This window comes from Gordonia sp. YC-XJ4, from assembly GCF_059511865.1.
Window position 1 is genome coordinate 101,662 of record NZ_CM183447.1, and the last position, 13,037, is coordinate 114,698.

The 13,037-nt window shown below is 66.6% G+C and carries 12 protein-coding genes; 9 read left to right on the forward strand and 3 right to left on the reverse strand.

The annotated features are described in order from the left end of the window. Positions 1-124 precede the first annotated feature (124 nt). Both AC5ZH6_RS00455 and AC5ZH6_RS00460 read left to right on the forward strand, forming a co-directional pair. Entirely contained in the window at positions 125-1,666 is a 1,542-nt protein-coding gene (locus AC5ZH6_RS00455) for an AMP-binding protein (protein ID WP_271354534.1), read from the forward strand. After that, positions 1,663-2,301: a MarR family transcriptional regulator gene (locus AC5ZH6_RS00460; protein ID WP_496168102.1), complete on the forward strand. Its 639-nt coding sequence runs from the start codon at positions 1,663-1,665 to the stop codon at positions 2,299-2,301. The genes AC5ZH6_RS00455 and AC5ZH6_RS00460 overlap by 4 nt, the downstream gene beginning before the upstream one ends. Before the next feature lie 35 nt (positions 2,302-2,336). Here AC5ZH6_RS00460 and surE read toward each other — a convergent pair whose 3' ends face one another. Continuing rightward, a complete protein-coding gene (gene surE / locus AC5ZH6_RS00465) occupies positions 2,337-3,116 on the reverse strand; it encodes a 5'/3'-nucleotidase SurE (RefSeq protein WP_014358187.1) in 780 nt (259 codons plus the stop codon). Between the two features lie 247 nt (positions 3,117-3,363). On the opposite strand from surE, the gene AC5ZH6_RS00470 reads away from it, so the two are divergent. The 7 genes from AC5ZH6_RS00470 to AC5ZH6_RS00500 all read left to right on the forward strand — a co-directional run bounded on the left by AC5ZH6_RS00470 (position 3,364) and on the right by AC5ZH6_RS00500 (position 10,825). Further along, positions 3,364-5,097 (forward strand): PEP-utilizing enzyme, encoded by a 1,734-nt coding sequence (locus AC5ZH6_RS00470; RefSeq protein ID WP_006368908.1) that lies wholly within the window; start codon positions 3,364-3,366, stop codon positions 5,095-5,097. Positions 5,098-5,241: 144 nt separating this feature from the next. Beyond that, positions 5,242-6,339, forward strand: coding sequence for a phosphotransferase (locus AC5ZH6_RS00475; protein ID WP_496168103.1), 1,098 nt, complete (start codon positions 5,242-5,244; stop codon positions 6,337-6,339). After that, complete coding sequence (locus tag AC5ZH6_RS00480; protein WP_496168105.1) at positions 6,332-7,435, forward strand: TIGR03857 family LLM class F420-dependent oxidoreductase; 1,104 nt, start codon at positions 6,332-6,334, stop codon at positions 7,433-7,435. The genes AC5ZH6_RS00475 and AC5ZH6_RS00480 overlap by 8 nt, the downstream gene beginning before the upstream one ends. A gap of 9 nt (positions 7,436-7,444) precedes the next feature. Further along, entirely contained in the window at positions 7,445-7,801 is a 357-nt protein-coding gene (locus AC5ZH6_RS00485) for a hypothetical protein (protein ID WP_006368912.1), read from the forward strand. Then, positions 7,798-8,922 carry a phosphotransferase family protein gene (locus tag AC5ZH6_RS00490; protein WP_496168106.1) on the forward strand — a complete coding sequence of 375 codons (1,125 nt, stop codon included), beginning with the start codon at positions 7,798-7,800 and terminating at the stop codon, positions 8,920-8,922. Before AC5ZH6_RS00485 ends, AC5ZH6_RS00490 begins: the two co-directional genes overlap by 4 nt. A gap of 6 nt (positions 8,923-8,928) precedes the next feature. After that, positions 8,929-9,555, forward strand: a complete 627-nt coding sequence (locus AC5ZH6_RS00495; protein WP_496168107.1) for a histidine phosphatase family protein — start codon at positions 8,929-8,931, stop codon at positions 9,553-9,555. A gap of 46 nt (positions 9,556-9,601) precedes the next feature. After that, positions 9,602-10,825: an IS4 family transposase gene (locus AC5ZH6_RS00500; protein WP_496167491.1), complete on the forward strand. Its 1,224-nt coding sequence runs from the start codon at positions 9,602-9,604 to the stop codon at positions 10,823-10,825. A 202-nt stretch (positions 10,826-11,027) separates the two neighbouring features. Here the strand turns inward: AC5ZH6_RS00500 and AC5ZH6_RS00505 are convergent, their stop codons facing one another. Together AC5ZH6_RS00505 and AC5ZH6_RS00510 are read right to left on the reverse strand one after the other, a co-directional pair. Then, on the reverse strand, positions 11,028-12,011 hold the full coding sequence (locus AC5ZH6_RS00505; protein WP_496168109.1) for a ketopantoate reductase family protein: 984 nt from the start codon (positions 12,009-12,011) through the stop codon (positions 11,028-11,030). 20 nt (positions 12,012-12,031) lie between these two features. Next, a complete protein-coding gene (locus AC5ZH6_RS00510; protein ID WP_020172870.1) occupies positions 12,032-13,033 on the reverse strand; it encodes an adenosine deaminase in 1,002 nt (333 codons plus the stop codon). Positions 13,034-13,037: the final 4 nt, after the last annotated feature.

Genomic DNA, 13,037 nt, shown 5'->3' on the forward strand with positions numbered 1-13,037 from the left:
CAAGCAAGAACTTATTATGACCCGAAGCCGCCATGGTGAAGTCGCGGGAGACATGCTCCAATGCGACTGACAGTTCGCAAACGAGTCGGCCTCGGCCGCCCTTGTACGCAGCCTCAGGAGGAACGTGTACCCACCCACCACCGCGCGTGAGCGCCCCGACGCCATGGCTTACGTGATGGCCGGTTCGGGGGAGCGGCTCACCTACGCCGACCTCGACCGTCGCTCGAACCGAGTGGCCCACTACCTACGCCGGCACGAGGTGACACCGGGGTCGACCATGGTCATCGTCATGGAGAACAACGTGGCCTGGCCGGTGGTGGTCGCCGCCGGCATGCGCACCGGACTCTTCGTGACCCCGGTCAACTGGCATCTCACCGGCACCGAGCTCGCCGTCCTGCTCGACGAGGCGGCGCCCGACGTGATCGTCACGAGTGTGGCGCTCGCCGAGACCGTCGTCGCGGCCGTGGCCGCGCTGCCGGTGACCCCGCTGGTGTTGTGCGCCGACGGCGCTCCCGACGGATGCGCCGACCTCGACGCCGCGACCGCGGGATTGCCGGAGACCCCCGTCGCCGACGAACTGCTCGGTGCCCGCGTCCTCTACAGCGGCGGCACGACCGGCCGGCCGAAGCGGTTCGCGCAACAGTTGCTCGGTGTCCACCCGGCCGATGCGCCGCAACGTCACTCGGGTCTGGTCACCAAGCTCGGGGTCGACGGGCACACCGTGCTGTTGTCGCCGGCGCCGAACTACCACGCCGCGCCCTTCACCTTCCAACTCATCACACTCGCCGCCGGCGGCACCGTGGTGTGCATGGAGCGCTTCGATGCCGCAGGCGCGATGGCCGCGATCACCACCTACGGCGTGACCCATTCGCAGTGGGTACCCACCATGCTGATCCGATTGTTGCGCCTACCCGATCGGGAGCAGCTGCCGCTGTCCCCGACGCACCGGGTGGCGTTCACCTCGGGAGCGCCCTGCCCGGTGCACGTCAAGGAGCAGATCCTCGAGTGGTGGGGCGACATCCTGCACGAGTACTACGGTGCCTCCGAGGGATACGGCCACACCTACATCGATCCGAAAGAGGCACGCACACACCCGGGTTCGGTCGGGCGCCCGCTGGGGGCGACGCGCGTCCACATCGTCGACGAGTCCGGGGCCGACGTGCCGGCAGGCGTCGACGGCCGGGTGTGTTTCGAGGCGCTGGGGCAGCAGGCCTACCGCAGTCCGGGCGCTGCCGGCGGCGAACTCAAGCAGATGGGCGACATCGGGCACCTCGACGACGACGGATTCCTCTATCTCGTCGGACGCGCCGGATTCATGATCATCTCCGGTGGCGTGAACATCTACCCGGACGAGGTGGAGGCGGCGCTGCTGACCCATCCGGCGATCGCCGACGTCGGGGTCATCGGCGTACCGGACGCCGAGTTCGGCGAGTCGGTCAAGGCGGTCGTCGAGCTGCGGCCGGGCCGGACCGCCGACCCGGCCGACATCATCGCCTACGCGCGTGACCGTCTCGCCCATTTCAAGGCTCCGCGGATCGTCGAGGTGACCTCCGATCTGCCGCGGCTGGCCACCGGAAAACTCGACAAGCGTGCCCTGGTTGCGCGCTTCGCCACCCCGCCCGCACAGCAGTCGGAATCGACTGCGCATCAAGGAGAGAGAGTATGAGCGCCATCAACGCCACCGACCCCGCCGTCTTCGAGATCCTGCACGCCCTGAAGGTCAAGGGCCTTGCCTCGGACACCTTCCTGGGTGATATGACCGGACTCGACGACGCCTCGCTCGCCACGGCGGTCGCCGGCGTCGTGGAGAACGGGTGGGCGATCCGCCGGGATACCCCGCGGATGAGCGGCACCATGATCACCCCGGCCGGACGTGCCGAGTACGACCGGCGCTCGGCGGAGGCCGCCCTCGACGATGCCGTCCTGGCCCAGGTCCTCGACATCTACGAGACGTTCCTACCGATCAACTCCGACTTCAAGAAGGTCTGTGCCGCTTGGCAGATGACCGCCGACGGGTCGCCGAACGATCACTCCGATGCCACCTATGACGCCGGGGTCATCGGCGACCTGGGCGGGATTCACGAGCGCGTCGCCGTCGCCCTCGCCCCCGCCGACACGGCCCTGCCCCGCCTGTATCGCTACGCCGGGCGACTCGAGGCAGCCCTGGAGAAGGTCCGTGGGGGTGATTCCGCGGCCTTCGCCCGGCCGATGTACGACAGCTACCACGACATCTGGATGGAACTGCATCAGGATCTGCTGCTGACGACGGGCCGCGAACGCGAGGCCGCCGACGAGGAGTGACCCAACCAGGGCTGGCGTCCTCGAAAGGCGTTGACTCACAACCTTTCGAGGGCGCCCAGGATCTCGCCGTGTCGGGAGTCGAGTTCGAGGATCTCGTTCTCGTCGCCGACACCGCTCAGCGCGGTCACCGACACATATCCCGCCGCGACGGCGGCGCTGTCGGTGCCCTCGGTGAAGCCCCGTGAGCGTTCCTCGCGATGCAGGATCAGTCCACCCTCGGCCGGGGACATCCGGATGCTGAACATGCTGCGGGCGGCCAGACCGGTGATCCGGATACCACCCAGCTCGGCGTAATCGACGTCGGGCACGTTGACATTCAACGACATTCGCTGAGAGTCCGATGCCGTCATCCACTCGACGAGGCGGGTGATCACCGCCGCAGCGGTGTCGAAGCGATGTGCCGGCGGGAATCCGCAACTGACCGCGAGGCCGCTGATGCCCGCCACACGAGCCGCCAGGACGGCACCGACCGTCGAGGAGAACAGGATCGACCGGCCGGTGTTGTGGCCTGGATTGATCCCACTGACCACGAGATCGGGTGCCCGACCGTAGCTTCCGGCACAGCAGGCGACCACGGCCAGCGCAGGCGGGCAGTCGAAGGCATAGACCGGCGTCGTACCCAGCCCAGGCAATGACGTGGACAGCACCGGGATGTGGGTGCCGTCCTCGATGCTGCCGAGCGAACTACCACTTCCACTGCGTTCGGTGAGCGGCGCAGCGACGATCACGTCGTGACCTGCCTCGATGAGGGCCGACGCGGCGGCACTGAGCCCGGGCGCGTCGTAGCCGTCGTCGTTGGTCACCAGAATCCGCATCGCGATCTCCGTTCGTCCGTCGCGTCTCGACCTCCGAAGTGTGACTGACAAATCACATATGTGTCCAGTGCGCTTGGCGGGAGATCGACATCCGCCGCGCTCACAGACCAGAACTCAAGCAAGAACGTCATTGACAACGTGAGGGCCATCACACAATAATGTGACGAAGAATTCGCTAACCGATTTCGGATCGATTCCTCGACTCCCCGATGCCATGACGACAACACGACAGGGAAGGACGCCACGAATGAACAGCTGGCCCCTGATGGACGAGACCTCGAAGCTCTACCCGCTGTATTCGCGGGCCAATGTCGGAGAGATCTTTCCCGACCCGATCACGCCGCTGAATGCGTCGCTCGGGTTCCAGCACACACTCGAGCCGGGGTGGCGCGACGCCTTCGTCGCGTGCGGCGTCTGGGATCACGATCTCTACGACACCCAGGTCGATTTCAACATCCTGCCGGCGTTCGGCAGCTACCTCTACATCAACATGTCGCTGATGCGCCTGTTCGGGGTCCGTGTCCCGGGTATGAGCGCCGAGGCCGTCGACCTGCAGTACTTCGGCGACATGCCCGGCATCCCCTCGTACGAGAGCGAGCGGCGTGACTTCGACGAGAACCCGGAGTTCGAGGCCAAGGCGGGCGCCTGGCTGGCCGAACAGGTATTGGGTGCAACAGATCTCGCCGCCTATGACGCCGATCGGGTGGAGGTGGAGGAGATCCGGCGCACGCGACCGGACCTGAGCGCCATGACCGATGCGGAGCTCGTCGAGCGGATGAACTCCTTCGAGACTCTGCTGCGCCGACTGTTCAAGCACCACATCGAGGCCAGCCTGAAGAGTGGTGTCGGTCTCGGCGCCATCGCCCAACTCGCCGAGGCGGTGGGCAAACCCGAGCAGGCCCTGACCCTGGTGGCCGGGCTCGGCAACGTCGACTCCGCCGGGCCGTCGCTGCGCATGTGGGAATTGAGTCGCGCCGCAGGCGATCCCGAGATCGCCGCACTCTTCGATGCCGGGACGCGGGGGCTCTACGCCAAGCTCAAGGAATCGCAGTCGCCGGCTGTCGTCGCCTTCACCGAACAACTCGACCGCTTCCTGGCCGACTGGGATTTCCGCGGACCCGCGGAGTGGGAGATCCGGGCCATCACCTGGGGAGTCGATCCGGACCTGGCATTGGCCACCATCGACCGCATGCGCGGGGTCGACGCATCGGAGGCCCCGGAAGCCAAGTCGGCCGATCGTGCCGCGCAGCGCGACGCGTCAGCGGCCGCGATCCGTGAGATGGTCGCCGCCGACCCCGAGGCTTCCGCACAGTTCGAGGCCGTGCTCAACGCGTCGGCACTGTGGATGCGCGGGCGTGAACGCGGCCGGACCACAGCAGCGATGCTGATCCACGAATTACGCTTGCCGGCACTCGAATTGGGGCGGCGGGCCGCGGCGAAGAACGCCATCGACGACGCACGCCAGGTCTTCATGGTCTTCGCCGACGAGCTCGACGGCTTCATCGCCGACCCGGCGTCCTACCGCGACACACTCATCGAGCGCGAACGTATCTACCTCGACCTCTTCGACCGCACGCCACCGTTCGTCGTCGACGGCACCCCGCCGCCGGTCACCGAATGGCCGTTGCGCTCGGAGCGCACCGCGACCGTCGCCTCGGCGGGCGAGAGCATCGCCGGGGTCCCGGCGTGCGGGGGCACCGCACGCGGTCGGGCGCGCGTCATCACCAGCCCCGACGACCCCTCGGCACTCGAACCCGGTGACATCCTCGTCGCTCCCATCACCGACCCGTCGTGGACGCCGCTGTTCGTCGCGGCTGCGGCCGTTGTGGTCGACGTGGGTGCACCGTTCTCCCACGCCGCGATCGTCAGCCGCGAGCTCGGAATCCCGTGCGTGGTCTCGGCGACCGAAGCCACCAAACGCATCACCGACGGCGCGATGGTCGAGGTCGACGGTACCGCGGGCACCGTCACCCTGCTCTGAGGAACGTCCGCCCCCGACTCGTCCGGTCCCGTCAGTCGCCTCGGCGGGACCGGACGATTCCACCTGCCCATGATCCCCTTCGCAGCCCGCTGACCCACCCCCGGCCGATCCCTCCGCCGACCGATCCTTAGGACTCGAGTAACCATGCATGCCTCCGACATCTGCCCCGACTGGATCGACCGCATCCTGCACGACCACGGCGTACTCAGCTCCGATGTGACGGTCAGCGGGCTCGAGACCTCGGCCATCGGGACCGGACAAGTGGCCGACAGCGTTCAGGCCCGCCTGACCTACTCCGCCGAGACCCCCGCACCGGCGTCGTTCGTCGCCAAGATCAGCTCCGAGAACGAGCAGAGCCGGGCAGCCGGGCGCACCGAGATGAACTATCTGCGCGAGGTGCGGTTCTATGAGCAGATCGCGCCACGCCTGGCGGTGCGCGTCCCGGAATGCCACCACGCCGAGATCGATTCCAACAACACCGAATTCGTACTGCTGCTGGAAGACCTCAGCCCGGCCCGGGCCGGTGATCAGCTCACTGGGTGCACCGTGGACGAGGTACGTCTGGCGATGCGTGAGGCGGCCCGCATCCATGCGCCGTATTGGGGCTCCGACGAGCTCGCCGGACTGCCGTGGCTCGACATCTCGGACACCTACTGGTCACGTTTCACCGAGATGATGCCGATCTGGTGGGCCGGCTTCGTCGAACGCTACCGAGACCGGCTGAGCGAGGCCGACATCGAGCTGGGCGGCGCCTTCACCGACCACATCGACGCCTACTACGCCGCGCTGCGTACGGTCCCGTTCACCGTGCAGCACGGCGACTTCCGGCCCGACAACGTCCTCTTCGACGCCGCCGGCGGAGACGTCCCGCTCGCCGTATTGGACTGGCAGACCGTCATCTACGGACCGGGCATCGTCGATGTCGCCTACTTCATCGGCGGCGCACTCGACACCGCGACACGGCGTGCCAACGAACTCGACCTACTCGACGTCTATCACAAAGAACTGCTCGCGCAGGGTGTTGCCGACTACCCCTTCGACAGGCTGCTCGCCGACTATCGGATCGCCACGTTCCAAAACCTCGTCATCGGGGTGGCCGCGGCGATGCTCGTCACGCGCAGCGACCGCGGAGATGAGCTGTTCGTCTCGATGACCCGCAACGCCCTCACCCACGCCCGTGATCACCATGCCCTCGACCGCATACTGTCGGCCGCAACGAGTTCCGGAGCCGTACATGTCTGAGACCACCGGAGTCGCGGTCCTCGAGGAGGCATCGATCGGCACCGACCAACTCGGCTTCTACACACTCGGCGGACACGTCACCAGCCCACGAGACATGCTCGACGAGTTGCGGCAGGCCGAGCAGCTCGGGCTCGGGCAGGCCTTCATCTCCGAGCGACTCAACGTCAAGGAGGCATGCGCCCTCTCGGGTGCCGCGGGTGCGGCGACCGACAGCATCGGGATCACCACCGCGGCAACGAACATCAGCACCCGGCATCCGGCCGTCACCGCGGCGTTCGCCACCACCATGCACCGGCTCACCGGCGGACGGTTCACGCTGGGTGTGGGCCGCGGACTGCGCCCGCAGATCGCCGGGATGGGTCTCGAGCAGACCACCACCGTGCAGCTCGAGGAGTTCGCGCACCTCATGCGGCGACTGTGGCGCGGTGAGGTCGTCCGCGACTACGATGGCCCTCTCGGCCGATTCCCGGTGTTGCGCCTCGACCCCACCTTCGACGAGGACATCCCTCTGGGCACCACGGCATTCGGTGAGAAGACCCTCGCGATGGCCGGGCGCGCCTACGACGTGGTGGTCCTGCACACGTTCTTCTCCGACGAGACCACCGCCCGCGTCGTGCGCGAGGTCCGCAGATCGGCCGAACGGGCGGGCCGCGATCCGTCCGCGGTGAAGGTGTGGTCGTGCTTCGCGACGGTTTCCGACGAACTCGACGAACAGACGTTCCGGAAGAAGACCGTCGGCCGCTTGGCCACCTACCTGCAGGTCTACGGGGATCTGCTCGTTCGTACCAATCGGTGGGATCCGGCATTGCTCCGGAGATTCCGGGAATCCGAAGTCGTCCAGCAACTTCCGGGATGGGCCGACGCCGTCGGCGACGCCGCGACCTTCGAGGCGCTCGAGGCGGTGATCCCCGCCGAGTGGCTGGCGTGCGCGGCAACCGGCTCACCGCACGCCTGTGCCGTCGCCACGCGGGCGCAGTTCGACCTCGGCGTCGACGGGGTGATCATGCACGGCGCCACCCCGAGCGAGCTCGCGAGCACGGTCGCCGCCTTCACCGACCTGACCGCGGGCCACCGCGACCGACCGTCATCGACATAGGAGACCCCGGTGCATCCCACACCCGTCGAGGTGGTCGAACGGTATCTGTTCGACCTCTACAACAATCAGGACCTCGCCGTCGTCGACGAGATCTGCGCAGACCCGATGGCCCGCCACGCGGCCGGCACCGTCGTGACGCTCACCCGCGCCCAGCAGACCGAACGAATCCGCGCCGACCTCGCCGCCCATCAACCGAAGTTCTCCGTCGTCACCCTCATCGGCGACGACACCTTCGCCTCGCTCACCTGGAACGCCCACCGGATCACCACCGGCGAACGGCTGTGCGGCATCGAGATCTTCAAGACAGAAGCCGGAATCATCACCGACGTCTGGAATTCCGGCTACTTCGAAGGAGAATGGTCATGATCGAGACCGAGCCCCACAACCCCGGTGCACCCGCACTCATCGACACCGTCGCCGAGATCGACGCCGCGTGGATACAGAGCGTCCTGCGAGCATCCGGAATCCCCGGCGCGACCGTACGGTCGGTGACGAGCACGCCCATCGGGGCGGGCAACGTCAGCGACACCGTGCGAGTGACGATCGACTACGTCGGTGAGCGCGGTGACGCGCCGGAATCGGTGGTGGTCAAACTCAAGCCGAGCGATCCGGCCGTGCACGAACACGGGCTCAACAGCGGGGCCTATCACCGCGAGATCGGCGGATATCGCGACATCAGTGACCGACTTGCCTGCCGAATTCCGTTGAAGTACTGGGTGAACGGTGACGAGACCACCATCAATCTGGTGATGGAGGATCTCACCGGCACGACGACTCCCGGCAACCAGATCACCGGGTGCGGGCCCGCCGAGGCGGAGGCCGTCGTCGTCGAACTGGCGCGGCTGCATTCGGAGTTCTTCCCCCTCACCGACGCCACCGCGCCGGCCTGGATGATCCGCCTCCCCGAGGTGTGCGAATACTGGTCGTCCAAGGCAACGCGCGGGGCAACAGCAGCACTGGAACGGTTCTCGCGGGATCTGTCGGAGGAGTCCCTCGACGTGATCGGCGAAGCCGGCGACCTGGTGCGCGACTGGCACCTCCTCCCGCACCGGCGGCTCACGTTCACCCACGGCGATCCCCGGGTCGACAACATCCTGTTCGAGCCCCTCGCCGAGGGTGTCGGCGCGGTGATCATCGACTGGCAGGTCACCGGCCTCCGCAATCCGATGTATGACGTCGGCTACTTCCTCTCCGGCAGTGTGGAACCCGAGGTCCGGCGAACACACGAGGTGCGGTTGATCCGTCGGTACGTCGAGGAGTTCGCGCGCAAGTCCGACGGATACGACGAGACCACCGCGGTGGCCGACTACCAGATCCAGTTGCTCAGCGGGCTCTACATCACGTTGGCGGCCATCGACGTGCTCCCCGACAACGAGGTCGTCAACACCCTGATCCTGGCGTTGCTGCGTCGTAACTGCGCGGCGGCGATCGACTGGCATTCGGTTGCGGCGCTGCGCAACGTGACCTCCGTGCTGAGCGTGAGCTGACCTGGCGTGGAGCTGTTGCTGATTCGCCATGCGAGACCGTTTCATCTGGTCGACGAGTCCGGTGCCGACCCGGACCTCACCGATGAGGGGTGGGTGCAGGCCAAACGTCTGGCTCAGTCCGTCGGTGGTGGACGCTACGGCCCGGTCCACTCGATCGTCAGCAGCCCGATGCGGCGCGCCTGGCAAACCGCCGAACCCCTGCGCGAGGTGCTCGGACATGACGTCGTCATCGACGACCGACTCGCCGAACTCGATCGCGGGTGGAAGGAGTACGGCATCACCCTCGACGCCTATCCGCGTCGGCGTGATCTCGTTCTCGACCTGAACGCCGGACGTATGGGCGCCAACACCTTCGATCCGGCGGAGTTTCGTGCACGAGTGGTCGGCGGTATCGAGGGCGTGATCGCGGGGTCGGCAATCGCTGGGTCGGCAGAGGAATCCCGGGTGGCCATCGTGTGCCACGGCGGGGTCATCAACGCCTACCTCACCCATGTGCTCGGACTGGCGCGACTGGTGTTCGTCCAACCGCACTACACCTCGGTCACCCGGGTGCTTGCCGAGCCCGACGGATATCGGGAGATCCTGTCGGTCAACGAGTTCGATCACCTGCACGCGTCGACGGGCACGGCTTAGTCCCAATACCGTTCAGTTAAGGTTACATGGGTGTAGTTTGTAGGGTATGCTTCGTGCTGGGTGGGTGAAGCCTGAGTCGGATCGTCGGTTGTCGGATGTGGTGTCGGTGGGCGTGTTGACGCGGACGTTTCCGCCGGATGTGGTGGACGAGGTGATCGCAGCGGCGGGCCGGACCGAGGTGCGTCATCGGGCGTTGCCGGCGCGGGTGATGGCGTATTTCTCGATCGGGATGGCGTTGTATGCCGAGGGCTCGTATGAGGATGTGTTATCCCAGCTCACGGATGGTTTGTCGTGGGCGTCGGGGTGGGAGGAGTCCTATCGCGTTCCGGGGAAGTCGGCGATCTTTCAGGCGCGGTCTCGTCTGGGGTCGGCGCCGATGAAGGCGTTGTTTGAGCGGGTCGCAGTGCCGTTGGGGCGGGAATCGACGCCTGGGGTGTGGTTGGCGGGGCGGCGGCTGGTTGCTGTGGATGGGACGTGTCTTGATGTCGCCGACACGCCGGTCAACGATGAGTATTTCGGGCGGCCCGGGGTGAACAAGGGTGAGCGGGCGGCGTTCCCGATGGCGCGGGTGGTGGCGCTCGCCGAGTGCGGCACGCACGCCATTTTCGCCGCCGCGGTGGGCACCTACGCCCAGTCCGAGGCGGTGCTGATCGAGTCGTTGCTACCGCATCTGACACCGGGGATGCTGGTCACGGCTGATCGTGGAGTGTTCTCGTATGCGTTGTGGCGCAAAGCTATAGCGACCAACGCGGATCTGTTGTGGCGGGTGAAGACCTCAGGTACAGGGCCGTTACCACGACATGTGAAGGACTTTCCGGATGGCTCGTGGCTGGCCGAATTGCACCAGACACATTCGGCCGCGGCGCGGCGCGCTGAGCCGATGCTGGTGCGGGTGATCGACTACACCATCGATGACGGCCGGGAGAACGCCGACCACTATCGGTTGCTGACCACGATCCTGGACCCTGACGAAGTCGGTGCGGTCGAGTTGGCTGCGGCCTATACCGAGCGGTGGGAGATCGAGATTGCCTTCGATGAGCTGAAAACCCACCAGCGCGGGCCCCGTACCGTGCTGCGTTCGAAGTCTCCTGATCTTGTGCTGCAGGAGATTTGGGGGCATCTGTGTTGTCACTATGCGATCCGGTCGTTGATGGTCGAGGCCGCCGGTCACGCCGGCCACGACCCCGACAGGGTCAGTTTCGTTGCCGCACTGAGGATTACCCGCCAATCGGTCGCCCACCAGGGCGACTTTCCCCCCTCACGACCCTGACACCACCAGCCGCAGCTGGCTCACCTTCCTCACTCGCCTCACACGCAGACTCAACCCCGCACGTCGACGACGAGCCAACCCACGCGTCGTCAAACGCAAATACGTGAAATGGCACGTCAAACGCGCTCACCACGCCTCCTGGCCGCAACCGACACAGTCACCGATCTACACAACCGACCCGCTTAACTGAACGGTATTGGGCTTAGTCCGGGGCTTGGCCCCACGGTAGCCCCGTCAACGCCTCCACCGGATCCAGGCTCCCGGCCGGAAGGCGTTCACGAGCCAGGCGCGTCGTGGCCGCCTGTACGAGTTCGTTGACCGGGGTTGCCACACCGTGCAGACGTCCCAATAGGACGATTTCTCCTGCCAGGTAATCGATTTCGACGTTGCCGGCACCACGCGCGATGCTCTGCCAGGTCGAGCTTCCGTAGCTGTCCTCCCCGGTGTCGCGGCGCACGATGTGGTCGGCGCGGCGCTCGCGATCGGTCTCGACGCTTACCGTTTCGATCCCGGCCGCAGTGAGTGCCGCCTCGCCCTCGGCGCGTGCGCGTGTCACCAGTTCCCGATGTGCTGCACCGTCATTGCGGTAGCAGGCGTCGATCCCGTTCACGAGGTTCATGATCAGCTTGCGGTATTTCCACGCCATGATCTGCGCGCGGGGTTCGGAGGGGAATCCGGCCGCACGAAAACGCTCCGTCATCTGCTCGGTCACCTCATCGGTGCCGGCCGGAAAGCGGCCCACATCGAGGATGCCGGGACGCGCCGCAGACCCCTGCACCACCACGCCCGGTTCGAGGTGCAACGCCGGCAGCATCACGCACACCGAGTACGTCCGGGCGAACCGACGCAGAATCGCCGGCTCGTTGGCGACCCCGTTCTGCGCCGACGCGATCGGTGTGTCCGCAGGCGCATGCGCCCGAAGGTCGTCGAGGGCGTCGGCGGTCTGCTGGCTCTTGACACACAGCAACACCACCGTGTCGTCGGTCCATTCGATCTCACTGGCGTTGGCGGCCACCGGAATCCGATGTACCTGACGTCCGTCGGCGGTGTCGAGGACGAGTCCGTGCTCGCGCATCGCCGCCAGATGCGCACCCCGTGCGACCAACGTCGTCGGGGTTCGGCTCGCATGCAGGTGGGCGCCGATGACCCCACCGATCGCGCCCGCGCCATAGATCACCACATGCATGATCTCCAGGGTAGGACGCGTCAGGCCGGCGGGTTTGCCAGCTCCTCCGACCAGCGATTCCGGTCCTCCTCGCTGATGAACGAGGCGGCAAAAGAGTTGCGAGCCAGGGTGATCAGATCGGCGTCCGAGAGATCCAATGCATCGGCGATTGCGATGAACGCATCTCCGGCATACCCGCCGAAATACGCCGGATCGTCGGAATTGATCGTGACGGTGAGACCTTCGGCCAGCATTCGCGGCAGCGGATGCTCGGCAAGTGTCGGCACGCACCGCAAGCGCACGTTCGACAGCGGACAGGCGGTCAACGGCATGCGATCGGCGCACAGGCGCCGAACGAGTTCGGGACTCTCCAGGGCGCGGATGCCGTGATCGACCCGTTCGATGCCGAGCGTGTCCAGAGCCTCCCAGATGTAGTCCGGAGGTCCTTCCTCCCCGGCGTGCGCGACCACATGCAGTCCAGCCTCACGGGCGCGGTCGAAGACCGGAGCGAACTGGCCGGGCGGGAACCCCACTTCGGCCGAGTCGAGGCCCACCCCGATGATCGAGCCGAGATGAGGGGTGAGCGCGTCGAGCGTCTCGTGCGCCTCCCGGACCGGGCGGTCACGCAGGAAGCATGCGATGAGGTCCGCGTGCAGGCCGGTCTCGGCCTCCCCGGCGTCCAGGCCGCGTCGCAACCCGGTGACCACGACGTCCACCGGCACCCCGCGCACGATGTGCGCCTGCGGATCGAAGAAGACCTCGGCGTGGCGCACACCCTGCGACGCCGCTGTGCGTATGTAGGCCTGAGCGAGGTCGGCGAAGTCCTGCTCGGTCCGCAACACGGCCATGCACGCGTAGTACAGATCGAGAAAATGCGGCAGATCGGTGAACGCGTGTGCCGCCCGCAGTGCGGCGACGTCGGCGTACGGCAGCGACACCGAGTTACGTTGGGCGAGCACGAACACCATCTCGGGTTCGAGCGTGCCCTCGATGTGCACGTGCAACTCGGCCTTCGGCAAGGCCGTCAACGCCCGGTGGTCCATGACC

Coding starts and splice junctions, on each gene's coding strand:
- AC5ZH6_RS00470 (WP_006368908.1), top strand. CDS start 3,364: ATGAACAGCTGGCCCCTGATGGACGAGACCTCGAAGCTCTACCCGCTG.
- AC5ZH6_RS00475 (WP_496168103.1), top strand. CDS start 5,242: ATGCATGCCTCCGACATCTGCCCCGACTGGATCGACCGCATCCTGCAC.
- AC5ZH6_RS00505 (WP_496168109.1), bottom strand. CDS start 12,011: ATGCATGTGGTGATCTATGGCGCGGGCGCGATCGGTGGGGTCATCGGC.
- AC5ZH6_RS00460 (WP_496168102.1), top strand. CDS start 1,663: ATGAGCGCCATCAACGCCACCGACCCCGCCGTCTTCGAGATCCTGCAC.
- AC5ZH6_RS00500 (WP_496167491.1), top strand. CDS start 9,602: ATGCTTCGTGCTGGGTGGGTGAAGCCTGAGTCGGATCGTCGGTTGTCG.
- AC5ZH6_RS00490 (WP_496168106.1), top strand. CDS start 7,798: ATGATCGAGACCGAGCCCCACAACCCCGGTGCACCCGCACTCATCGAC.
- AC5ZH6_RS00510 (WP_020172870.1), bottom strand. CDS start 13,033: ATGGACCACCGGGCGTTGACGGCCTTGCCGAAGGCCGAGTTGCACGTG.
- surE (WP_014358187.1), bottom strand. CDS start 3,116: ATGCGGATTCTGGTGACCAACGACGACGGCTACGACGCGCCCGGGCTC.
- AC5ZH6_RS00480 (WP_496168105.1), top strand. CDS start 6,332: ATGTCTGAGACCACCGGAGTCGCGGTCCTCGAGGAGGCATCGATCGGC.